The following is a 21,446-nucleotide window of genomic DNA, read 5'->3' as shown; positions in this document are numbered from 1 at the left end:
CGGCGCGCTGACGGAAGCCGAACCGATGGACGTCCCGTTTCTCGACGTCCGGGCGATCAATGCGCGCCATGCCGACGAGCTGAAGGCGGCCGCCGCGCGGGTGATCGATTCGGGCTGGTACGTCATGGGCGAGGAACTGGCCGCCTTCGAGTGCGAGTTCGCCGCCTATGGCGGCGTTGCCCACGCCGTGGGCGTGGGCAACGGGCTGGACGCGCTGTCGCTGATCCTGCGCGGCTACAAGCAGCTCGGCGCGCTCGGCGAGGGCGATGAGGTCATCGTGCCCGGCAATACCTTCATCGCCAGTTTCCTCGCGATCAGCGAGAACCGGCTGGTGCCGGTGCCGGTGGAGCCCGATCCGCTGAGTTTCAACCTCGACCCGGCCTGCGTGGAGGCGGCGATCGGACCGCGCACGCGCGCGATCATGGCGGTGCACCTGTACGGCCAGCTGGCCGACATGCCGGCGCTGGCGGCGCTGGCCCGGCGGCACCGGCTGCTGCTGATCGAGGACGCGGCGCAGGCGCACGGCGCGATGCGCGACGGCCGCAAGGCCGGCGCGTTCGGCGACGCGGCGGCCTTCAGTTTCTTCCCGACCAAGAACCTGGGCGCGCTGGGCGACGGCGGCGCGGTGGTGACCGGCGACGCGCGGCTGGCGCAGCGGGTCGCGGCGCTGCGCAACTACGGTTCCGAGGTGAAGTACCACCACCTTTTCCAGGGCGTCAATTCGCGGCTCGACGAAATGCAGGCGGCGCTGCTGCGGGTGAAGCTGCGCCATCTCGACGAGGACGTTGCCTGGCGCCGCCGCGTGGCGCGGCGTTATCGCGACGGCATCCGCCATCCGCAGATCCGGCTGCCGCAAGTGGCGCACGAGGAACAGCACGCCTGGCATCTGTTCGTGGTGCGCTGTTCCCATCGCGACGCGCTGCAGCGGCATCTGCTGGCGCACGGCATCCACAGCCAGGTGCACTACCCGGTGCCGCCGCACCGGCAGCCGGCCTACCCGGCCTTGCACGATGTCCGGCTGCCGCTGACCGAGCGTTTGCACGATGAGGTGCTGAGCCTGCCGATGGGGCCGACCCTGGGCGGGGATGCGGTGGAGCGCGTGATCGCCGCCTGCAACGCGTTTGCGTGTCCGGCATGAACATCGTGCGCGCCGGCTTCTACTCCGCCGTTGCCACCGGGGCGCGGCTGCTGGCGGCGCTGGTGGTGATCAAGCTGGTGGCATGGTTCGCCGGGCCCGAAGGCGTGGGCAAGCTGGGCCAGTTCATGAGCCTTATGTCGTTGCTGGCCGTGCTCGCCGGCGGCGGCATCAGCGCCGGCATCGTGAAGTACGTCGCCGAATACCGCCACGATCCGCAGCGGCTGGCGCGCCTGCTGGCCGCCGCGCTGTGGTATGCGCTGTGCGCCTCCGTCCTGATGGGCTGCCTGGCGCTGCTGTTCAGCCGGCAGCTGGCCCAGTGGTTGCTGGACGATCCCACTTACGCAAGCCTGATCCGCGTGCTCGCGGTGGCCCAGCTCGGTATCGCGCTGGTCAACTACATCCTGGCCGTGATCAACGGCTTCATGGACGTGCGCCGGCTGGCGCTGATCCAGGTGCTGGGCTCGCTGCTCAGCATCGTGATGGTGATCTGGCTGGCGCGCTGGCTGCATCTGTACGGCGCGCTGCTGGCGCTGATCGTGAGCCAGCTGCTGTGGCTCGTCGTCGGCCTGCCGGCGTGGTGGCGCAGCCCGTACTTCCAGCGCAGCATGCTGCGGCTGCGCTTCGACCGCGAAATGACCTTGCGGCTGGCGGCGTTCTCGGTGATGACGCTCACCGCCGCCCTGGTCGCGCCGCTGGTGAATATCGCGGTGCGCGATCATCTCGCGCTGCAGCTCGGCTGGGAGCAGGTCGGCTACTGGCAGGCGGTGAGCAAGGTGTCGGATGCCTACCTGCTGTTCATTACCGCGGCCATCAACATCTACTACCTGCCCAAGCTGGCGTCGATCCGGGAACGCGCCGCGCTGGTGGCCGAGCTGCGCACGGCGTACCGCTACATCCTGCCCGTGGTCGTCGTGCTGGCGGCGGCGGTGTACGTGCTGCGGGACTGGGTGACACGCCTGCTGTTCAGCGCGGACTTCGCGCCGGCCAACGCGTTGTACGGGCCGCAGCTGGTGGGCGACGTCATCAAGATCGCCTCCTTCATCCTTTCCTACGTGATGCTGGCCAAGGCGATGACGCGGCTGTTCGTGGTCTCCGAGTGCGTGTTCGCGGCGAGCTACCTGGCGCTGGTCTACGTGTTCACCGCGCACTTCGGCCTGGTCGGCGCGATGTACGCCTTCGCCGCCAACTACCTCGGCTACCTCGTGTTCAACGTGCTGGTCGTGCGGCATTACCTGGGAGGGCAGTGACGATGGCGTTCGACGTATCCAAAGGCACGGCGCCGCCGCTGGTCTCGGTGCTCATCCCCGCCTTCAACCACGAGCGTTTCGTGCGGCGCTGCCTGGACAGCGTGCTGGAAGATCCCTACCCGGCCAAGGAGCTGATCATCATCGATGACGGCTCGACCGACCGCACCGGCGCGCGCATCGCCGACTGGGTGGCCACGCATTGCATGGACATTCCCATCGAGTACGTGCAGCGGGAGAACCGCGGCATCGCGGCGACCCTCAACGAACTGGCGGCGCGCGCGAACGGCGAGTTCCTGCGGCCGGGCGCCAGCGACGACTATCTGTTGCCCGGCGGCCTCGAAGCCCAGGTCCGTTACCTGCAGGCGCACCCGGGCAAGGGCGCGGTGATCGGCGATTCGATCGTGGTCGACCAGGACGGAAAGAAGCTGCACGACAGCGGAATGTGCGACCTGCACGGCGCCAACAAGAACCTGTACCGCTCCGACGACGGCATCCGCCGCGCGGTGATCCGGCAGTGGGCCATCGGCGGGCCGGTCGCGCTGATCAGGAACAGCGCGCTCGACACCGTCGACCGCTGGAGCGAAGGGCTGCGCATCGAGGACTGGGACCTGTTCCTGCGGCTGGCCGCGCGCGATGCGCTCGGTTTCGTCGACGTCAGCGTCTGCGCGTACCGCATGCACGACGCGAACCTGAGCCGGACGCGGCACGCCGAAACCCGCGTCAACAACCTCATCGAGTCGCGGCACATCGCGCTGCGCCGGACCAGCCTGTTCGGCGAGCCGTATCGCACCCTGCTGCAGGCGCAGTCGCATTACATCGGCGCCAAGATTTCGTTCCTGGAAAGAAAGCCGGGGCCGCTGCTGCTGCACATGGCGGCTTACCTGTCGCTGGTCGTCGCTGCGAGGGCAAGGCTGCCGTCGGCGGGCCACGGCGTGGAGGGGACATGAAACGACTGCTGCGCCTTCCTTCCACCTGGCTCGGCCTGCCGATCCTGTTTGCCTGCGGGCTGACCCTGCTCACTTACGACCTTTCCGCCGACTACCTGGAAGGCCTGCTGCTGCTGGCCGTGATCGCGGCGGCCATCATCCTGTTCGACGTGCAGACGGGAGTGCGGCTGCCGGAACTCGCGCGGTTCCGCGCGCGCCATTACGCCGGCACCCGCGAGGCATTCCTTGCGCTGGCCCTGGCCGCGCTGATCGTGCTGTTCTGCCTGCTCGATCTCACGCTGTTCCCGATCCCGCTGTTCGACAAGCCGTCGGCGTATGCCGTGATGGATGGCGGCCGCGCGCATGTGCGGCACGTTTCGGACATGTGCTGGGTGCTGCCGCCGATCGGGCTGCTTTGCACCAGGAGCCGGCGGCTGCGCATCGCGCTCATCGCCATCGGCTTCGTGTTTCCGGTGCTGGTGATCGACCGCAACCGGCTGTTCGCCACCTTCTTCTCGTTTGCGCTGGTGCTCGTGCTGCGCCGGAACGAGGCCAGGCCGTTGCCGTGGAAAACCCTGCTGGGCCTGGCGTTCGTCGGCAGCAGCATTTTCTCGATCCTCGGCATGCTGCGCTCGGGGCCGCTGGACCACATCACGCTGCCGTTCAGCGCGATGTACCACGCCGCTCCGCAGGGCATCAAATGGCTGCTGCTGTACGTCAGCGCGGGGCCGTACAACTTCAGTTCGATCCTGGCCAAGGGCTATTCCAACGCCGACTTCCTGATCAACCAGGTGGTGCCGCTGCACGGGTCCGTGGTGACGGCCGGGACGGGCATCCCGCTGGACGCGTCGAACATCAACGTGGGTACCGAGTTCTTCCCCTTCCTGATGGCGTTCGGCCCGTTCGGCGCGACGCTGGCGGTGTTCGCGCTGTACGCGATGCTGCTGTGGAGCGTGCAGCGCCTGCGCCCGACGGTGCCGCTGTTCGCCTTGCTGATGTTCCTGCGCGTTTCCTACGTCTGCGTGATGTCGCCGTTCGCGCCGCAGGCCTTCACCTGGACCAACGCCGGCTTCATCGGCATTTGCCTGTTCCTGCCGGTCATGGCGACGTGGCTGCCGAACCGGAAGGCTCCGACCGGCGCGCCCACTCCGGCTTCACCCTCTCTCTCCAGCGAGTAAAAAACCATGGAACGCGATGAAATCTATCTGATCGATCTCTGGCGGATCTTCACCCGCGAGTGGACGTGGTTCGTGCTGGTGCTGGTGCTGACCCTGGTCTGCACCTATGCCTTCGCGCACCTGGTGAAGCGCCAGTGGGAGGCGACCGCCTGGATCCAGATCGGGCAGGTCGGCCAGGTATTGCCGGGCCAGGATCCCAAGGTCGAACCGCTGCAGCGCGTGACCGAGCGGCTGCAGCTGGTGCCGTTCAAGAACGAGGTCCTGGAAAGCGCCGGCTATGCGAAGACGTCGTCGGTGGCCCAGCTTTACCGCAGCAGCCTGAAACTGGAGCCGATGCTCTATGCGGGCTCGGTGGTCCGCCTGAGCGTGCGGGCCTATTCCCGGCAGCAGGCCAGCGAACTCGCCACGGCGACGGTCGCCCGGCTGCGCATGGTCCATCGGGGTCTGGAAGAGGCGCCGTTGAAGTCGGCGCGCGCACGCCTCGCCCAGGTCGAGTCCGACCTGCAGACCGCCGAGGCCGACCGCGTCCGCTATCGGCAGGCCGCCGAGTCGGAAAACAAGGGCGGGGCGGGCGGCAAGGACATGGCGAACCCGATGTTGGCCAGCCTGCTGCTGGCCAACAAGAACGAAGAGATCCGCGGCTTGCGGCAGGCACGGAGCGATCTCGTCGACCGCCTCGGCCCCACCAACACCTATGAAACGTCATTGGTGTGGCCGGTCTACGTCCCCGACAAGCAGGCGTTTCCGAATCCCGAGCTGACCTGGGGGATCGGCCTGCTGCTGGGGCTTTTCCTGGGCTCGTCCGCGGCGCTGGCCAGAAACGTCGCGCGGCGGCCTGCGCGGGACTAGTTTCGCGTTCGCCGGCCGGGCATTCAACCAAAGCGGCCCGTACCGGCACTCACCAGGCAGGCCGTGAAGATGCCGGGACCGGCCGGCGGCGGGTTCCGGGCGTCGTGGCGAATCACGCACAGCATTCCGGCGGAACAGGGATCGACATGAACGGGCAGCACACATTTGAAAGCGGAAACTTGGCCGAGCCCGCCCCGGACGTCCGCCGGCCGCGCGGGGCTGCGCCCTTGAACGAGGCGCAACTGCTCGACACGCAGCGTGCCTTCGACAGCGTCGCCGCCGACTACGACGGCCCGCGCGGCAACAACGAATTGATCCAGCGCATGCGGCTGGCCATGTGGGACACCGTGCACGATGAGTTCCCGGCCGCCTCGCGCCTGCTCGACCTGGGCTGCGGCACCGGCATCGACGCCATCGAGTTCGCGCGGCGCGGCCACCAGGTCGTCGCCAGCGACTGGTCGCCGCAGATGGTCGAGCGCACGCGATCGCGCGCCGTCGCCGAGGACCTGCAGTCCCATGTCAGCGCCGTCCATCTCGGCATCCAGCAGCTCGACCGGCTCGACGACGCGTTCGACGGCATCTACTCGAACTTCGGCCCGCTGAACTGCGCGCCGGACCTCGGCGCCGTGGCGGCCGAATGCGCGCGCCTGCTGCGCCCCGGCGGTCGCCTGGTTTTTTCGGTGATGGGCCGGATTTGTCCGTGGGAACTGGGCCACTACGCGCTGCGCGGGCGTTTCAGGCGGGCCGGCGTGCGCGCTGCGCGCGGCGCGACCGCGGTGGGCATGAACCACCACACGATCTGGACTTACTACTACCTGCCGCGCGAGTTCTACCGCGCGTTCGCCGAACACTTTTCGCTGGCCGGCTACCGCGCGCTGAGTCTGTTCATGCCGCCGCCCTACCTGGTGGACTACTACCGCCGCCACCACCGCTGGTGCGAGCGCCTGGGCCGGCTCGACGACCGCTTCGGCGCGCTGCCGCTGCTGCGCGACATGGGCGATCACTTCCTGATCGTGATGCGGCGGCGCTGAGCCATGGACGTTCTCCAGGCCGCGTTGGACATCAGCCTGTGCCGCGCGATTTCGGTCACGCCCGCCGGCGCCTCGCGCGCGCCGCTGCCGATCCGGGGCGGGCGGATCGGCTCCTCGCTGGCCGCGCGGGCCTGGCGGATCGACCTGCACGACCACCTGATCTTCCCCGGCCTGATCAACGCGCACGAACATCTGCACGTCAACGCCGTGCCGCCGCTGCGCGCCGATGCGCCGTTTCCCAACAGTTACGCCTGGATCGCGGCGTTCCAGGCGCACTTCGAGGAAGCTGCCGTCGTTGCCGCGCTGCAGGTGCCGAAGGCACTGCGGCTGCGCCACGGCGCGTTGAAGAACCTGCTCGCCGGCACCACCTGCGTGGCGCATCACGACCCCTGGCACCCGGCGCTCGACGCGACGGATTTTCCGGTCGCCCTGCTGCGCGATTACGGCTGGAGCTACGCGCTGGGCTGGCCCGGTTACGGGCCGCCGGTATCGTCGAGCTTTGCCACCACACCCGCCGACCGTCCTTGGCTGATCCACCTGGCCGAGGGTACCGACGCGACGGCGCAGGCCGAACTCGATCAGCTGGATCAACTGGGCTGCCTGGCGGCGAACAGCGTGCTGGTTCACGGCGTGGGCCTGCGCGAGCGCGACGTCGAGCGGGTGATCGCCAGCGGCGCGGCGGTGGTCTGGTGTCCGACCAGCAACCACACCCTGCTCGGGCGCTCGCTCGATCCGCGGCGGCTGTGCGCGGCCGGGCGGCTGGCGCTGGGCAGCGACTCGCGACTCAGCGGTGCGCGCGACCTGCTCGATGAAATGCGCGGGATCGCCGCGCGCGGCGAGCTCAGCCCGCGGCAGCTGCTGGGGCTGGCCACCACCGATGCCGCGCGTATCCTGCGGCTGCCCTCGCGCGGCAGCCTCGCGCCGGGCGCGCGGGCGGACCTGGTGATCGTCGAGGACCGCGGCGGCAACGCGGAGAGCAGCCTGACCGGCATCCGGCGCAGCGACATCCGCGCCGTGGTGCGCGACGGCGTGCCGCGCATCGCCGATCCCGATTTCGCCGAATGGTTCGCGGCCACCGGCGTGGACGCCGTGCCGGTGACGCTGGACGGCAAGCCGAAGCTGCTGGCCGGGCCGCTGGCCGAGCCGGCGCTGCTCGCGCTCGAGCCCGGCCTCGAACGGGTTGCCGGACACAACGAGCGCGCGCGCGACGCCACCATCGAAGCCGGGTGCTACTGATGTCCCGCCCGCCGCTGCTCGAACCGCGCGAGGCCTACGCACTGTGGGCGCCCAGTTATCCGGCGCATGCGCACAACCCGGTGATGCGGGCCGAGGAGCGCGCGATGCTCGGGCTGATGCCCGGCGCGCTGCACGGGCAGGCGGTGCTCGACGTCGGCTGCGGCAGCGGGCGCTACATGCTGCATGCGCTGCGCCGCGGCGCGGCGCGCGTGACCGGCGTGGATCTTTCGCCGCACATGCTGGCGCGCGCCGACACCGAACTGGCCGCGCTGCACGCCGACGCGCCGATCGCGCTGGTGCAGGGCAGCCTGGCGGCGTTGCCGCTGCCGGATGCGCAGGCGGACCTGACCGTCTGCGGCCTGGTCGTGGGACACCTCGACAACCTTGAGCAGTCGCTGGCCGAGCTGCGCCGGGTGACCCGGCCCGGCGGCACGCTGCTGTGCAGCGACGTGCATCCGATCGGGCACGCGCTCGGCTGGCGGCGCGACTTCAAGTCGGGCGGCCTGAGCTACGCCGTGCGGCATACCCGGCACCTGTACAGCCATTGGCACGCCGCCTGCGCCGGACTCGGGCTGCGCATCGAGCGCGTGCTGGAACCCATGCTCGACCCGGCCGACATCCCCGCCGGCGCGCACTTCGACCGCATGGCACTGGAGGTTCCCGTCGCGTTGGTGTTCCAGCTGCGCCGGGCGCCTTGATTCCACTTGCTCGCAGGCCTTCCCATGACCCACCCGCCGCGCACCTTGCTGATCAACCCCACCATCACCTCGCGTACCAGCGCGCGGTTCCCGCTGGCGCTGCTGCACCTGGCGGCGGCGCTGGACCGCAGCGGCAGCAGCCGCATCATCGACGGCAACGTGGACCGCGACTTCGTCAACGACACCTTGCGCGCGCTGGAACAGGACCGCTTCGACGCGGTCGGCATCGGCGTGATGGGCGGCCCGCAGGTGGCGCCGGCGATCGCCGTGTCGCAGGCGATCCGCGCGCGCTTTCCGGCGCTGCCGATCATCTGGGGCGGCTACTTCCCGACCCTGCACACGGAGGCGACGCTGGCCGCGCCCTACGTCGATTACGCGGTTCGCGCGCAAGGCGAGGACACCTTGTCGGAGCTGGTCGCCACGCTCAGCGGCCACGCCGGTCCCGCCCTGGAACAGATCGCCGGGCTGTCCTGGAAAAACGCCGGCACGGTGGTGCACAACCCGGGCCGCCGCATCATGCGCAACGACCCCGCGGGGTTGCTGCCCTACGACAAGCTCGGCGATCCGCGCCGCTACCTGGCGCGCACCTACCTCGGCCAGCGCACCGTCGCGCATCAGGCGGCGATCGGTTGCCGCTACCACTGCACTTTCTGCGGCGTGGCGGCGATGTTCGGCGGCGCGACCTTCCTGCCGGCCGCCGCGCGGCTCGAACGCGAGCTGAGCTACCTCAAGCACGAGCTGGGCGCCGATTCGGTGCAGTACTTCGACCACAACTTCTTCGACCGCGAGGCGGACATGGTGCCGCTGCTCGAAGTGATGGCGCGGTTCGAACTGCCGTGGTGGTGCTTTGCCCGCGCGGACGCGTTGCTGAAACTGTCGGAGCGCTCGTGGGAGCTGGTGCGCAAGAGCCGGCTGCGCATGGCCTACATCGGCGCGGAGTCGCCCAGCGACCAGATGCTGCACGACATCCGCAAGGGCACGCACCCGGACCAGACCCTGGCGGTGGTCGAACAGTGCCGCCGCTACGGGGTGATCCCCGAGCTGTCGTTCATGGTCGCGCCGCCGGAGAACACCGAGGAAGAGACCGAGCGCACCTTCGAATTCATCCGCGAGCTGAAGCGGATCAACCCGCAGACCGAGATCGTCATCTACGTCTACACGCCGCTGCCGGAGCACAGCCGCCACGAGAAGGACCGCAGCAAGCGGCCGGGCGCGCCGCTGCTCGACCTCGACGGCGAGCCGGTGGTGTTCCCCACCACGCCGGACGAGTGGACCCAGCCGCGCTGGGTCCACTACGCCTGCCACGTCGATGCGCCGTGGCTCACCGACAAACTGCGCCATCGCATCAACGACTTCGTCACCGTGCTGCGCTGCCGCTATCCCACGGTGCAGGACCTGCGTGCGCCGCCGTGGGCCAAGCGCAACCTGAGCGCGATGGCCGGGTGGCGCTACCGCTTCCGCAAGTACGACCGGCCGTGGGAACTGAACCTGGCGAACCGGCTGGTGCGCCTGCGCATGCCGCAGGTGTCGGGCCTCTAGGCTGATGCCGGCCGTGCACGTGGCGCAGATCAATTTCCTGCCGGTGCCGGCGAACCTCGCCTCGGCCGACGTCTTCGAGCAATGGCCTTCGCTGGCCGATGTGGCCGAAGCGGTGGCCAGCGCCGGCACCCGCGTGTCGGTGATCCAGCTGGCGACGCGCCCGGAGCGCGTGCTGCGAAACGGCATCGACTACCGCTTCGTCGCGGTGCCCGACACGCACCGCGCGCGCCATCTCGCCGAGGTGCTGGACGAGATCCGGCCCGACGTGCTGCACGTGCATGGCCTGGGCTTCGCCGCCGACGCGTTCGCCCTGGCGCAACACCTGCCGCAGTTGCCGATCGTGATCCAGGACCACGCCGACCGGCTGCCACGTTGGTGGCGACGGCCGTGGTGGCGGCGCCGGTACGCGGCGGCCGCGGGCATCGCCTTCACCGCGGTCGACATGGCGCAGCCGTTCACCCGCGCCGGCCTGTTCGCGCCGCAGACGCGGCTGTTCGCGATCCCCGAATCCAGCAGCCGCTTCACGCCGGGCGATCGCGCCCGCGCGCGCGCCGAAACCGGCCTGCACGGTGACCCCTGCGTGCTGTGGGTCGGCCATCTGAACCCCGGCAAGGATCCGCTGAGCGTGCTCGACGGCGTGGCCGGCGCTGCGCTGCGTCTGCCCGACCTGCAGCTGTGGTGCGCGTTCGGCAACGCGCCGCTGCTCGATGTAATGCAGCAGCGCATCGCGCGCGATCCGCGGCTGGCCGGGCGCGTGCATCTGCTCGGCAAGCTGGCGCACGCGCGGGTCGAGACGCTGATGCAGGCCGCGGACCTGTTCGTCGCCGGCAGCCATGCCGAGAGCTGCGGCTATGCGCTGCTGGAGGCGCTGGCCTGCGGCGTGGCGCCGGTGGTCACCGACATCCCCGCGTTCCGCGCGCTGACCGATGATGGCCGCGTCGGTCGCCTATGGCCCTGCGGCGACGCCGCGCAGTTGGCCGAGGCGCTGGTCGATGTCGCGGCGAACCGGCCATCGCCGGCGCAGGTGCGCGCCCACTTCGACGCCACGCTGTCGTTCGCCGCGCTGGGCCGCCGCTGGGCCGATGCCTATGCGCAGGTGCTCGACGACCGGCGGCGGAGGGCAGGATGAAAATCGCGCTGGTGGTGCCGGGCGGGGTAGATCGCAGCGGCGAGTTCCGCGTGATCCCGGTCTTGCTGGCGTTGATCGGGCGGCTGGCGCGCGCGCACGAAGTACATGTCTTCGCGTTGCACCAGGAAGCGACGGCCGATCGCTGGGAACTCGCCGGCGCCACCGTGCACAACATCGGCGACGGCTGGACACGGCTGCGCGCGATCGCGGCAATTCGCGCCGAGCATCGCCGCGCGCCGTTCGACCTGGTCCAAGCGATCTTCTCCGGTTCCTGCAGCCTGGTCGCCGTCGCCGCGGCGAAACTGCTGCGGCGACCGAGCCTGGTGCACGTCGCCGGCGGTGAACTGGTCGCGCTGCACGCGATCGGCTACGGCGGCCGACGCAAATGGAAGGGGCGCCTGCGCGAGGCGGTAGTGCTGCGCGGCGCCGATGCGATCACCGCGGCCAGCGCGCCGATCATCGACGCGCTGGCCGCGCTCGGCCTGAAAGCCCGGCGCGTGCCGCTCGGCGTCGACCTGCGCGGGTGGTCGCCGCTGGCCCCGCACGGGCGCAGCGCGGGGCCGGCGCGGCTGATCCACGTCGCCAGCCTCAACCGGGTGAAGGACCAGCCGACCCTGCTGCGCGCGCTGGCCGCGCTGGCCAAGGCAGGGATGGCCTTCCACATGGACATCGTCGGCGTGGACACGCTGCACGGCGAGATGGAACAGCTGGCCTGCCGGCTGGGACTGGAAGACCGCGTCCGCTTCCATGGCTTCAAGACGCAGCGCGAGCTGCGCCCGATGATGGAGTCGGCCGACCTGCTGGTGCTGTCGTCGCTGCACGAAGCCGGCCCGCTGGTGCTGCTCGAAGCGGCGGTAGCGGGCGTGCCGGCGGTCGGCACGGCGGTCGGGCATCTGGCCGAGTGGACGCCGGCGGCGGCGCTGGCCGTGCCGGTCGGCGACTGGGCCGCCCTGGCCGGCGCAATCAGCCGCGTGCTGGCGGACGAGGCGCTGCGGCTGCGGCTGGCGGCCGCTGCGCAGTGCCGGGCGATCCGCGAAGACGCCGACCACACCGCGCGCGCGTTCGAGGCGTTGTATCTGCGGTTGGTTGCGGCGGGCGAGTGAAAGGCATCGTGGGGTCGCCGGGACTTGTAGGCCATGATCAGAGCGCCGTCATGCTGATTGCCGAATTCGAGTGGCAGCTATCGGCCAACAACGGCCGGTCGCCTGCTACAAATGCATGCCGAAAAGCAGCCACTGCCGTGAGATTTAACGTCTGAATTCACGGGACTGCGCGGCTTCTCGCGCAGGTCCGGTGGAGTGATGGGTTAAGCGCCTGGTGGAGCGAGATGTGCAAAAGGATCTCCATAACCCCAGAACGTTCCACCTTTGTATGTGTCAGGCAACCTTGGAGCGAACAGGGCGCTACGCATTGAAAGATCGACAGACACATGTTCGTTGTTGACGGCGTGATGATAGAGCTGCAGCGCTAAGAATTGAGCGCCGACTGCATTCAGCGCGGCCTCCAAAGTTGCACTTGAAAAGTGTGCGGTTCGCTCGTGCTTAAGCTTGTTGTAGCTCTTGCTCCACCAGTCTGGGCGTTGAATGTCAGTCCAGTCCTTCCACGGACAAAAGGTCAGCTGGTAGCGGGGAATCGCAATCTCACATTGAGTCAATAGCGGATACTGAGCGAGCAAAATTGTGTAGTAGTCAGTGATCTTCTCCGCCCTTGCAGAGGCGTTCAGATGCGCGCAAAGCTCCTGCCAAATGGAGTCGACTTCAGCCGCCGCGAGCACGATCAGTTTTGCGAACTCATTGGAGTAGCAGGCGTAGTTCGCGCGCGAGAACTCTACGTATCTTGAGCAAGCCACCAGCTCGGCCTCAACAGCGAGGAAGTAGTTCCAATGCTTGGGTGTCGTGGACATGGGGCGCCTAACGCTGGGATTGAGCGGCGGCGTAGCCGTCCGCCTCGAATGAGATGTTAGGCTGCGGCTTCGTTGCGCGCATCCCACGTGGCCAGCAAGTAAGTTGCCAAGGCCCCCGAAAGGTTAACCGCAAGCTCTGCGTGACGTGATGCAGGATTGCTCCCAACCTTGCCCTTGCCGTGTGCGTCGCTCAGGCGATTGCGTAGTGAACCGAGCCCCTCTACGACTGCGGTGCAGCCGCCGAGAATTTGTTTGAACACTTGTTCTGTGTGTTGAGAGGGCGCCAAGGTAAGCGCCTCAGCTGTCGTTTTGTAAAGCTTTGGCAGATCCGCGGCGTCGTCGTAGGGGATGCCGGACTCGTCGAGGATGTGTTTGCAGATCGACTCAATGAGCGTTCGAGCAGACGTAATTGCTCCCTCCGGGTCGGACGCGCGCCTGTCCAGTGCCTTGGACCAAGCGGCTTGAACATGTGACGCGTCGAATTTTTCGAGTGCTTGGGAAACAACCTTATCCGATGGTGCCGACACGCCGCGCTCGATAGCGTCCAAAACAGGACGGAATTCGCTCCAAATATAATTGCGGCGCTCAGCGTATGTGCCAAATTCAAACTTTATGAACTGCCAGAACTGCGCGAGGTTTCGACAAGTACGCAGCAACTTTGGCATCAAAGACTCTAGAGCCGCATTAGCCAGCAACATTTGACGCAGGCGAACGTACTCTGCGTCGTCCTCATTCCCGCCCGTCGCCTCGGAGATCAGGAGGTTCTGCAGCGTCTCTGTTTGGTCGAGCAGATCATTCACTTGTTTAGCAGCCTAACGCTGGAGTTAAGCGGCGGCGTAGCCGTCCGCCTTGAACGAGTAGTTAGATGGTGCCTGTGAAGTTGCTAGAACCACCACATGAACCACCGCATAAACAAGCCGCCCCACCACAAGCTACAAGATAGACCAGCAGCAATGAACGTAAAAAGGGGAGCGACGCCACTCCGATACCCCGTCGCGGCGTCGTAGAAAAGCCACGCTAGCGCGGCAGCCAACGCTACAACAAGAGCAAGCCCGACTAACCACTGCCTAGGCTTGACGGAGAACGCGGGCTTGTTTTGGATACGAACAGCCGAATTTGACTGACGCGAATTGCGGACTAGGACAAGGCCTCCGAATAGTGCAAGCAGCCCAACGAACCGAATTGCGAAGTTGTGTTGCCCATAGACAAGCATGCAGACCGCTGCAAAAGCCAACAACAACGCTTGCAAGATAAAGGAGATCGCCCGTTTGAGTTTGGGGGGTGCTGCCATAGTTCTCTAGCCTCATGCCACGGAACATCTAACGCTGGAGTTAAGCGGCGGCGTAGCCGTCCGCCTTGAACGAATTGTTAGGCATCATGCCGAGCTGCCCGATCAACCTGGCGCATAGCCCAAGCCCATGTTGAAGGATTGATTTTTCCTTGACCCCAATGAGTGCTAGTGCGTGCAAATAGATCTCCGAGCGTAGCGGTGACGCGCTCCATTAGCTCGTCTGAATGAGAGAGACCGACAAAAGGCTTTTCCCCAAAGATGAGCTCGTACTCCCTAACACCACGCTGCTGCCAGTACGTACCGTAGAAGGGAACGGCATGGGCGCGCAACCAAGTCCACATGAATGCAGGGTCTGCAACGTTGGGCGCCTCTCCATGACATTGTGCGCAAAGCAAAACGAGATTACTTGGGCTCTCCTCCCCACCAAGAGATCTGGGAATGATATGGCAGCGTTGAAGCAGGCGCTTGTGCGCGCAACGCCAGCACAGCTTCTCAGCTTCCGCCCAGTCAACTGACAGTCCGCACTCGTCCTCGTGCCTTGCCCAGTAATCAACAATCTCGCGATGAGTTGTGATCATGATGCCTAACGCTTCAGTAGTGCCTTGATTCGGCAATATGCACGGGATGTTCAGCTTCCATGCGCCCCTTTCTTCCGCCCTAATCCTACACGAGATCAACGATTTACCCGATGTCCCTGGAGTCGGCATCGACGCTTTGCAGCCACGCAAACCTTTTTATCCGGGGTGTTATCTTTTATCCATCACATCCGCGGGGATATACGGGCCCTCCCGACACCTGTTACTTACCTATTCGACGAAATTCGCGGACAGCTACGCGTCAAAATGACAGTTTGCGCTCCGGGCAGATCGACGTCGGATGGACGAATGGTTCATCTTAGGGCCAAAGCTCAAGAGCCACGCGCGTGAGATGCATGCGGTGGTTGTCCGGAAGGACGAACCTCGCGCATTGCACCCCCTTGCATTGCCAGGTGCCCGCAGTCACTCCCGGGAAATGGGCTTCCGCAAAGCGGACCTTCGCGACCGACTCAAATGGGTCGGAAGCAGCCTCTAGGTTGACGCTCGCGCCTGATCGCACCCACCGGCGACCCGATCATGCCGGATCGGTCAGCGGCCACGATGTCCCGGCGCATGCAGCGATACCCCGCAGCGTGATGCTGCGCCGCTGGTCAATGGGCTAGACCTCCGTAAACGGCACACCCTGCCGCCGGCGCCAGGCTTGATGAAAGCCTGTCGTGTGATGCAGCTGGATTCCAGCCACCAGATTTTCGTCGGAAACGATGCGGCCGAGGAACAACGTGTGCGAGCCGATCTCCTGGCTGTGCACGATGGCCAGCTCCCGGATGTGCAGTGCCGCGGCGACGGCGGTGATGCCGGATTCGTGCGTCGGCCGGACGCGGCTTATCCCGACACGGCCAGCGTGCGTTCCGTGTCCGCACGTGGAGCGAGCGGCTCCAGTGCCGCGCGTACCACGTACAAGGTGTCCATCCGCGGCACCGGCCGGGTCAGCCAGGTAAGCACGCGCCGACGATGCGGCGAGACGACCCAGCTTTGTCCCTGCAGCCAGAGCTGGGTGCGCACCATGTCGGCGCGCTCCTTGCGTGCTTCCTGCGAAGGGCTGATGCGGTTCCGAAGATAGCGCCCGGCTTCGCGGGCGGAGCGCGACCATTCGATCCCGGCGAAGGCGTGCAGCCACAGTTCCGAGCACGACACCTGGGTTAGGCTTTGCCGGCGCGAGACCGTCCGCAGCAGCAGCGGACAGTCGCGTTCGAGCCGGGTCAGCACGGCGGCGGGAATCGCATTCGGGTAGTGGCGAGCGACCAGCTGCAGCGGCGGCAGCGCCCACCACGGCGGCTCGGCGTCGCCATCCCGCAGCACGGCCCAGTCGTTCGCAGCCATGCGCGCCGCCAGCAGCGCGATGTCGTGCAGGTGCAGCAGGCGCAGGCTGCGGCCGCACATGTTGCCGGCCGCGTGCAGCAGCAGGTGGCTCATCAGGGCGCCGTTCGACGGATAGGGATTCAGGCCCGGCTGCGGCGCGCGCGGGTGGATCCGCGCGGTGATGTCGACCATGCATACCGGCAGCCGCTCACGGATGCGCGTGTGCAGCTCGATGTTGACCGGCGTGTCGCGGTGCTCGCCCAGTCCGGCGAACGGCTGGCCGGTGGCCGGCTTGAACACCCGATGTTTCCATTGTGCGAACGACTCCACGTAGCCGAGCTGCAGCAGCAGCGTGATCGCCGCGGCGGCATCGTCCTCGCACACCAGCAGGTCGATGTCGGCCATCGGCCGCTCGCCCGGCGCGTAGATTCCCAGCGCGTGCAGCGCGGAGCCCTTCAGCGGCACCATCACCAGCCCGGCGGCGCGGGCGTCGGCGTCGATGCGCTGCAGCAGCGCCGCGATGCGCCGATGGCGCAGCTCGACGTGCTCGCGCTGGCTTTCCAGGAAGCGCCGCCACGGTGGGTTTTCCCACGCGGAACATTTGCTCAGCAGCGGCGACACGCCGTGCGCGACGGCGACGGCCGTGGCCAGCCGCCATTCCAGTTCGCTCCACGCCGGCGTGGCGCCGCCCGGCCGCGCCAGCTCCACGGCGAGGGCCTCGGTGGTGCGGCGCAGGCCGTGCCGAATGATCCTGAGTGGCGGCAGCATGGCGCGGTCAGTGCAGCTGCAGGGCGATGTGCCGCGTCGACGCGGCGGGCGGCGACGTGGCGTTCTTGTTGCGGTGTGCGCCCTCGCGGGCGATCAGCGCCGTCCATTGTGCGTCGAGCGCGGCGCGGCGATCCGTCTGTTCGGCGGGCTCGGCCTGCTGGATGGCGACCTGTTCGTGCAGCAGGTCGCGCACGCGGCGGTAGAAGTCCGAGTCGTAGGCGCCGCGGAACATCATGGCCAGGTCGCCGCTGTCTTGCCAGTGCGTCTTCGGGCCCAGCTGGGCCTTGACCTGCTCATAGAACTTCGTGCCCGGCAGCGGGTAGGACACGCTCACGCCGATATCGTCCGGCGCGGCCTGCACGATCAGCTCGCGGGTGGCCAGCAGGTCATCCAGCTGCTCGCCCAGGTAGCCCAGCTGGATGAAGAAGCCCACGCGGATGCCGTGTTCGCCCAGGCGTGTGCGGGCGGTGACGAGGTCGGCGACCTTGGTGCCCTTGTTCATCGCGTCCAGCACGCGCTGGCTGCCGCTTTCCGCGCCGATCCACGCCTCCGCGCAGCCGGCCTGGCCGAGCGCTGCGGCCATGTGCTCGCTGATCAGGTCGGCGCGGGTCTGGATGGTGAACGGCACCGGTCCGTCGGCGGCGTGCAGGTGCGCGGCGAACTGCGTTACCCAGTCGACGCGGAAGCCGAAGATGTCGTCCGCCAGCCAGATGTGGTCCGGCTTGAACGTTCGTTTCAGGTAGCTCATCTCCGCGGCCACGTCCTCGGCGCTGCGCTGGTTGTAGTGGTTGCCCCAGATCGGCTTGGCGCACCAGTTGCAGCGGAAAGGACAGCCGCGCGACGCCGCCATGTTGAGGCTGAAGTAGCCGTGCCGTTCGTGCCACATCGTGCGGTAGCGTTCGATGTCGACCAGGTCCCAGGCGGGGTGGCCGACCAGCCGCGGATCCGGCGGCAGCGCGCCGAGCCGGGTCAGCTGGGTCTGCCCGTCGACCAGGCTGGCGACGCCGCCGAGGCCGGCCGCCCAGCCGTCGCTGTCGGCCTCGGGGTTGCGCTGCAGCCGCCCGATCAGTTCGGCCAGGGCGGCGATGCCTTCGCCGACCAGCACGGCATGCGCGCCGGCGGCGAGGAAGACGTCCGGATGATCGGAGGCGTCGGAGCCGGCGACGATCACCCGGGCGCCGCCGGCACGTGCCGCGGCGATCATCTGGCAGGCCGCCTCGCGCATGCGGCCCAGGCACATCTTGGTCAGGAAGTTGAAGTTGTCCTCGTACAGCACCACCACGTCCGGCCGGGTGGTTTGCAGGGAGGCCTCGAAGTCGCCGACGCCGTCGGCAAGCATCGCGTCGAACAGGCTGACCGTGTGCCCCATCTGCCGCAGCAGCGCGGCGACCTGGATCGTGGCGAGCGGGGGATACGGTTTGCCGCGCTCCCACTGCTTCGGGTCGAACCGCAGGAAGTAGGAGTGGCCGACGTGAATCCTCAGCATCTCGGAATAGCCTCGATCGTAGCCATGGGGGCAGGCCGCGCGTCGGCGCACGGCCGACGCGTGGGCGCCGTCGCTCGACGCTGCCTGGACGTAAGTGCCCCGGCGTGGGCCTTCGGTTGCCTCGTGCGGCAAAAATATTCGGGCCGCGGGTGCCTGCCCGGCACAACCTTTGTCCGCCGAAACCGCACCCACCGTTCAGCGTGTTCGCATGGCGCGGCGCGATGCCATCAACCGCGGTTGAAACCCGCGATCGGCGACGATGACCCTGAACTCACATCACGGCGCTCAAGCCACCGCGTCCGACCCGTTTGGCGAGCGCTCGCGCCGGCACGTTGCGCTGTGCAAGCAGATCATGGGCGGGTGTTTCCGCTTCGAAAGCGCCAGCGCGGCACTGCTGGATCTGGTCGATGCCGCCTATGCCGGCCTGCCGTCGCACCACCTGCCGCCTGCCGCGCCGGAGTTCCGCATCGAGCTGCGCCTGCTGCCGCGCCGCGCGTCGCCGCCGGCCGCCGAACCGCCGCCGGTGCAGATGCAGTCCGGTGCCGGCCTGCTCTGCGGCGTGATGGACGCGTCGAACTACGTGGTGCTGGCGCCCGCGCAGCGCCAGGCCCTGGTGGTGGCTTCCGAAGACATGCTCGATCGCCCCTACCACCTGCGCTACGAACTCATCGAATTCGCCGTGTTCACCCTGGCCACGCGCGGACTCGGCCTGGTGCCGCTGCACGGCGCCTGCGTGGGCCGGCACGGGCGCGGCATCCTGCTGCTGGGGGCGAGCGGTTCGGGCAAGTCGACCGTTGCCTTGCACAGCCTGCTGCAGGGCCTGGACTTTCTCGCCGAAGACGCGGTCTTCGTGCAGCCGGAAAGCCTGCTCGCCACCGGTGTCGCCAATTACGTGCACGTGCAGGCCGATGCGCTGCGCTTCGTCGACGACGCGGAGATCCACCGCTGGATCAGCCAAGCGCCGATCATCCGCCGCCGCAGCGGCGTCGAGAAATTCGAAGCCGACCTGCGGCAAAGTCCTGGCCGACTGGCCGCGGCGCCGTTGCAGCTGACCGGCGCGGTCTTCGTTTCGAGCCAGCCGGCTGACGATCCCGAGATCCTGTTGAGTCCGATACCGGAGGGCGAAGTCGCCGCACGGCTCGCCGCCGGACAGCCGTATGCGGTGGGGCAGCCGGGCTGGCACCGCTTCGAGCAGCAACTGACCCGGCAGGGGGTTCATCAATTGCGCCGCGGGCGCCATCCGCGGGCTGCCGTGGACGCGCTGCTGCAGCTGCTCGACTGATTCCCGCGAGCGCCGACGCCGGTGCCGGCACAACCTTTTCCGCCGCCCGTCGCACTCACCGACATGCGAAATTCCGGGCCGGCACAACCGACGGGCGATAGTGCGCAGGATCTGCTGCGTTCGCTGGCGCGCACGCTCACCGGCATCGAGCGGGTGGAAACGCTCGCGTACGTCGCGTTGTCGCTGGGCGCGGCTTTCGCCGGCAGCCTCGCGGCCTTGCTGCTGGTGCCGCTGGTGCAGCCGGGACAGACGCTGCCGTTCGGCGGCGCGCTGCTCGACCCGCGCCGCAGCGTCGAGATGCAGGCCGCCATCTTTGCCGCCGCAACCGGTGCCTTTGCCCTGTTGCGCTGGCAGGCGGCGCGGATGGGCGCACGCCTGGTCGGTCGCTACGGTATGCACCTGCGTCGCGCGGTGCACGCACGCCTGATCGACGCGCCGTTGACCTCGCTGGCGGAGGCGACGTCCGCGGAAATCGCCAACGTGCTCACCCACAACGTCGAGATCATCGTGCAGGGCTTCAGCGCCCTGCAGCAATTGCTGATCGCCGGCATCAGCGCCGCGGTCAGCCTGGGTTTCGCGTTCTGGGTTTCGCCGCCGCTGATGCTGGCGACACCGGTGCTGGTGGGCTTGGGGCTGCTGGCGTCGCGTGCGTATGGCCGCGAGCAGTCGCTGGTCAGCCGCCAGTACATCGCCGACATGACCCGGCTGTTCTGGCACAGCGAGGATTTTCCGCGGCGCCTGCGCCATGTCCGCTCGTTCGAGCGCGAGGCGGCGGAGAAGGCGAGTTACGGCGCCATTTCCGCCCGGCTGTGCCACGGCTACCGGCGCCAGCTGGAACTGGTGGCGTCCGGGCGGCTGATGCTCGAACTGCTGGCGGCGGCCGGGATCGCCGCGCTGTTCGTGCTCGCGCATCGCTGGCACGGGGTCGATCAGGCCTCGCTGATCGCGGTGTGCCTGCTGCTCGGACGTTTGCTGCCCTACCTGGTGACCACGCGGCAGAGCTTCCAGCAACTGCGTTCGGCCGCGCCGGCTTTCGAACTGTGGCAGCGCTACGTGAGCCTGGCGCCGGTGCGTCCGTCCGCGGCGCCGTCGCACAGCGACACGTCAAGCGGCACGCTGCACATCGAGCGGATGCGGCTGACGCCGCCGCCCAGCGGGCTCGAGGTCGGCGAGCTGGTGCTGGCGCCCGGCGAACTGACCCTGATCTGCGGCGACTCCGGCATCGGCAAGAGCAGCCTGGTCGACGTGCTGGCCGGCATGATGGCGCCCGAGGTGTTCGTGGCGCGCCGCGACGGACAGCCGATCGATTTCGACGCGTACCGCGAGCTGGTGCGCCATGGCGCCTACGTCAGCCAGAACGTGCGGCCGTGGCAGCACTCCGTGCGCGAATGCCTGCTATGGGCGGCGCCCGACGCCACCGACGCGATGTTGCGCGGCGCGCTGGTCGACGTCGGCCTCGACAAGCGGCTGGCCGACTCGCCGCACGGGCTCGACACCGCACTGCATAGCGCATCGAGCCGGCTTTCCGGCGGCGAACTGCAGCGCCTGCTGCTGGCCCAGGTCATCCTGCGCCAGCCGTTCCTGGCCGTGCTGGACGAGGCCACCAGCGCACTCGACGCCGCCTCCGAGACCGCGGTCCTCGCGACGATCAGACGCCGCCTGCCGCAAACCATCCTGATCGCCGTCTCGCACCGCCCCGGCGTGGCCACGATCGCCGACCAGTGCCTGACCATCGGCAGCGACCTCGTCGCCACGATGACCGCAAGACCGGCGCGCACTGCAGTGCTGGCCGGTTCGTCCGGGCGCAGCGAATAAAACGCCGTCGGCCCTCCGGCTGAAGCTCCATTTGC

18 protein-coding genes are annotated in these 21,446 nt (G+C 68.0%); 13 read left to right on the top strand and 5 right to left on the bottom strand.

Features of this window, described 5'->3' with window-relative positions:
* Nucleotides 1-25: 25 nt before the first annotated feature.
* From ASG75_RS10505 to ASG75_RS10455, 11 genes are all read left to right on the top strand, one after another.
* Nucleotides 26-1,138, top strand: a complete 1,113-nt coding sequence (locus tag ASG75_RS10505; RefSeq protein ID WP_056389312.1) for a DegT/DnrJ/EryC1/StrS family aminotransferase — start codon at nt 26-28, stop codon at nt 1,136-1,138.
* Nucleotides 1,135-2,385, top strand: a complete 1,251-nt coding sequence (locus ASG75_RS10500; RefSeq protein WP_056388645.1) for an O-antigen translocase — start codon at nt 1,135-1,137, stop codon at nt 2,383-2,385. The genes ASG75_RS10505 and ASG75_RS10500 overlap by 4 nt, the downstream gene beginning before the upstream one ends.
* A gap of 2 nt (nt 2,386-2,387) precedes the next feature.
* The gene (locus ASG75_RS10495; RefSeq protein WP_056388644.1) at nt 2,388-3,332 is read left to right on the top strand and encodes a glycosyltransferase family A protein; all 945 of its coding nucleotides are present in this window, start codon (nt 2,388-2,390) and stop codon (nt 3,330-3,332) included.
* Nucleotides 3,329-4,489 (top strand): hypothetical protein, encoded by a 1,161-nt coding sequence (locus ASG75_RS10490; RefSeq protein ID WP_056388640.1) that lies wholly within the window; start codon nt 3,329-3,331, stop codon nt 4,487-4,489. The genes ASG75_RS10495 and ASG75_RS10490 overlap by 4 nt, the downstream gene beginning before the upstream one ends.
* 6 nt (nt 4,490-4,495) lie before the next feature.
* On the top strand, nt 4,496-5,338 hold the full coding sequence (locus tag ASG75_RS10485) for a Wzz/FepE/Etk N-terminal domain-containing protein (RefSeq protein WP_056388639.1): 843 nt from the start codon (nt 4,496-4,498) through the stop codon (nt 5,336-5,338).
* 227 nt (nt 5,339-5,565) lie between these two features.
* Entirely contained in the window at nt 5,566-6,369 is an 804-nt protein-coding gene (locus ASG75_RS10480; protein WP_327213307.1) for a methyltransferase domain-containing protein, read from the top strand.
* A gap of 3 nt (nt 6,370-6,372) precedes the next feature.
* Entirely contained in the window at nt 6,373-7,605 is a 1,233-nt protein-coding gene (locus ASG75_RS10475; protein ID WP_056388637.1) for an amidohydrolase family protein, read from the top strand.
* Nucleotides 7,605-8,303: a class I SAM-dependent methyltransferase gene (locus tag ASG75_RS10470; RefSeq protein WP_056388634.1), complete on the top strand. Its 699-nt coding sequence runs from the start codon at nt 7,605-7,607 to the stop codon at nt 8,301-8,303. The genes ASG75_RS10475 and ASG75_RS10470 overlap by 1 nt, the downstream gene beginning before the upstream one ends.
* 24 nt (nt 8,304-8,327) lie before the next feature.
* Nucleotides 8,328-9,842 carry a cobalamin-dependent protein gene (locus ASG75_RS10465; protein WP_056388632.1) on the top strand — a complete coding sequence of 505 codons (1,515 nt, stop codon included), beginning with the start codon at nt 8,328-8,330 and terminating at the stop codon, nt 9,840-9,842.
* 4 nt (nt 9,843-9,846) lie between these two features.
* Nucleotides 9,847-10,971, top strand: coding sequence for a glycosyltransferase family 4 protein (locus tag ASG75_RS10460; protein WP_157616933.1), 1,125 nt, complete (start codon nt 9,847-9,849; stop codon nt 10,969-10,971).
* Nucleotides 10,968-12,074 carry a glycosyltransferase family 4 protein gene (locus tag ASG75_RS10455; RefSeq protein ID WP_056388631.1) on the top strand — a complete coding sequence of 369 codons (1,107 nt, stop codon included), beginning with the start codon at nt 10,968-10,970 and terminating at the stop codon, nt 12,072-12,074. Before ASG75_RS10460 ends, ASG75_RS10455 begins: the two co-directional genes overlap by 4 nt.
* A gap of 203 nt (nt 12,075-12,277) precedes the next feature.
* Here the strand turns inward: ASG75_RS10455 and ASG75_RS10450 are convergent, their stop codons facing one another.
* From ASG75_RS10450 to ASG75_RS10430, 5 genes are all read right to left on the bottom strand, one after another.
* Nucleotides 12,278-12,874 (bottom strand): hypothetical protein, encoded by a 597-nt coding sequence (locus ASG75_RS10450; RefSeq protein WP_056388630.1) that lies wholly within the window; start codon nt 12,872-12,874, stop codon nt 12,278-12,280.
* 56 nt (nt 12,875-12,930) lie between these two features.
* Nucleotides 12,931-13,674: an abortive infection family protein gene (locus tag ASG75_RS10445; protein WP_056388629.1), complete on the bottom strand. Its 744-nt coding sequence runs from the start codon at nt 13,672-13,674 to the stop codon at nt 12,931-12,933.
* 1,685 nt (nt 13,675-15,359) lie between these two features.
* Nucleotides 15,360-15,509 carry a hypothetical protein gene (locus tag ASG75_RS16280; protein WP_157616932.1) on the bottom strand — a complete coding sequence of 50 codons (150 nt, stop codon included), beginning with the start codon at nt 15,507-15,509 and terminating at the stop codon, nt 15,360-15,362.
* A 74-nt stretch (nt 15,510-15,583) separates the two neighbouring features.
* Entirely contained in the window at nt 15,584-16,828 is a 1,245-nt protein-coding gene (locus ASG75_RS10435; protein WP_056388626.1) for a nucleotidyltransferase family protein, read from the bottom strand.
* Nucleotides 16,829-16,835: 7 nt separating this feature from the next.
* The gene (locus ASG75_RS10430; protein ID WP_056388625.1) at nt 16,836-18,314 is read right to left on the bottom strand and encodes a radical SAM protein; all 1,479 of its coding nucleotides are present in this window, start codon (nt 18,312-18,314) and stop codon (nt 16,836-16,838) included.
* A 259-nt stretch (nt 18,315-18,573) separates the two neighbouring features.
* Here ASG75_RS10430 and ASG75_RS10425 point away from each other — a divergent pair, with 259 nt between their 5' ends.
* Nucleotides 18,574-19,596 (top strand): serine kinase, encoded by a 1,023-nt coding sequence (locus ASG75_RS10425; RefSeq protein WP_056388623.1) that lies wholly within the window; start codon nt 18,574-18,576, stop codon nt 19,594-19,596.
* A gap of 63 nt (nt 19,597-19,659) precedes the next feature.
* Nucleotides 19,660-21,411 carry an ABC transporter ATP-binding protein gene (locus ASG75_RS10420; RefSeq protein WP_056388620.1) on the top strand — a complete coding sequence of 584 codons (1,752 nt, stop codon included), beginning with the start codon at nt 19,660-19,662 and terminating at the stop codon, nt 21,409-21,411.
* The last annotated feature ends 35 nt before the right edge of the window (nt 21,412-21,446 follow it).

It is taken from the genome of Rhodanobacter sp. Soil772 (assembly GCF_001428385.1).
Taxonomy (GTDB): domain Bacteria; phylum Pseudomonadota; class Gammaproteobacteria; order Xanthomonadales; family Rhodanobacteraceae; genus Rhodanobacter.
Note: the sequence above shows the minus strand (reverse complement) of the source record. Positions and strands in the feature narration are given on the sequence as shown.

Bases quoted from the DNA above. Each gene is read 5' to 3' on its own strand.
- ASG75_RS10435 (WP_056388626.1), bottom strand. From the start codon at position 16,828: ATGCTGCCGCCACTCAGGATCATTCGGCACGGCCTGCGCCGCACCACC.
- ASG75_RS10465 (WP_056388632.1), top strand. From the start codon at position 8,328: ATGACCCACCCGCCGCGCACCTTGCTGATCAACCCCACCATCACCTCG.
- ASG75_RS10490 (WP_056388640.1), top strand. From the start codon at position 3,329: ATGAAACGACTGCTGCGCCTTCCTTCCACCTGGCTCGGCCTGCCGATC.
- ASG75_RS10460 (WP_157616933.1), top strand. From the start codon at position 9,847: ATGCCGGCCGTGCACGTGGCGCAGATCAATTTCCTGCCGGTGCCGGCG.
- ASG75_RS10425 (WP_056388623.1), top strand. From the start codon at position 18,574: ATGACCCTGAACTCACATCACGGCGCTCAAGCCACCGCGTCCGACCCG.
- ASG75_RS10495 (WP_056388644.1), top strand. From the start codon at position 2,388: ATGGCGTTCGACGTATCCAAAGGCACGGCGCCGCCGCTGGTCTCGGTG.
- ASG75_RS10475 (WP_056388637.1), top strand. From the start codon at position 6,373: ATGGACGTTCTCCAGGCCGCGTTGGACATCAGCCTGTGCCGCGCGATT.
- ASG75_RS10485 (WP_056388639.1), top strand. From the start codon at position 4,496: ATGGAACGCGATGAAATCTATCTGATCGATCTCTGGCGGATCTTCACC.
- ASG75_RS10505 (WP_056389312.1), top strand. From the start codon at position 26: ATGGACGTCCCGTTTCTCGACGTCCGGGCGATCAATGCGCGCCATGCC.
- ASG75_RS10470 (WP_056388634.1), top strand. From the start codon at position 7,605: ATGTCCCGCCCGCCGCTGCTCGAACCGCGCGAGGCCTACGCACTGTGG.
- ASG75_RS10430 (WP_056388625.1), bottom strand. From the start codon at position 18,314: ATGCTGAGGATTCACGTCGGCCACTCCTACTTCCTGCGGTTCGACCCG.
- ASG75_RS10455 (WP_056388631.1), top strand. From the start codon at position 10,968: ATGAAAATCGCGCTGGTGGTGCCGGGCGGGGTAGATCGCAGCGGCGAG.
- ASG75_RS10500 (WP_056388645.1), top strand. From the start codon at position 1,135: ATGAACATCGTGCGCGCCGGCTTCTACTCCGCCGTTGCCACCGGGGCG.
- ASG75_RS10450 (WP_056388630.1), bottom strand. From the start codon at position 12,874: ATGTCCACGACACCCAAGCATTGGAACTACTTCCTCGCTGTTGAGGCC.
- ASG75_RS10420 (WP_056388620.1), top strand. From the start codon at position 19,660: ATGCGAAATTCCGGGCCGGCACAACCGACGGGCGATAGTGCGCAGGAT.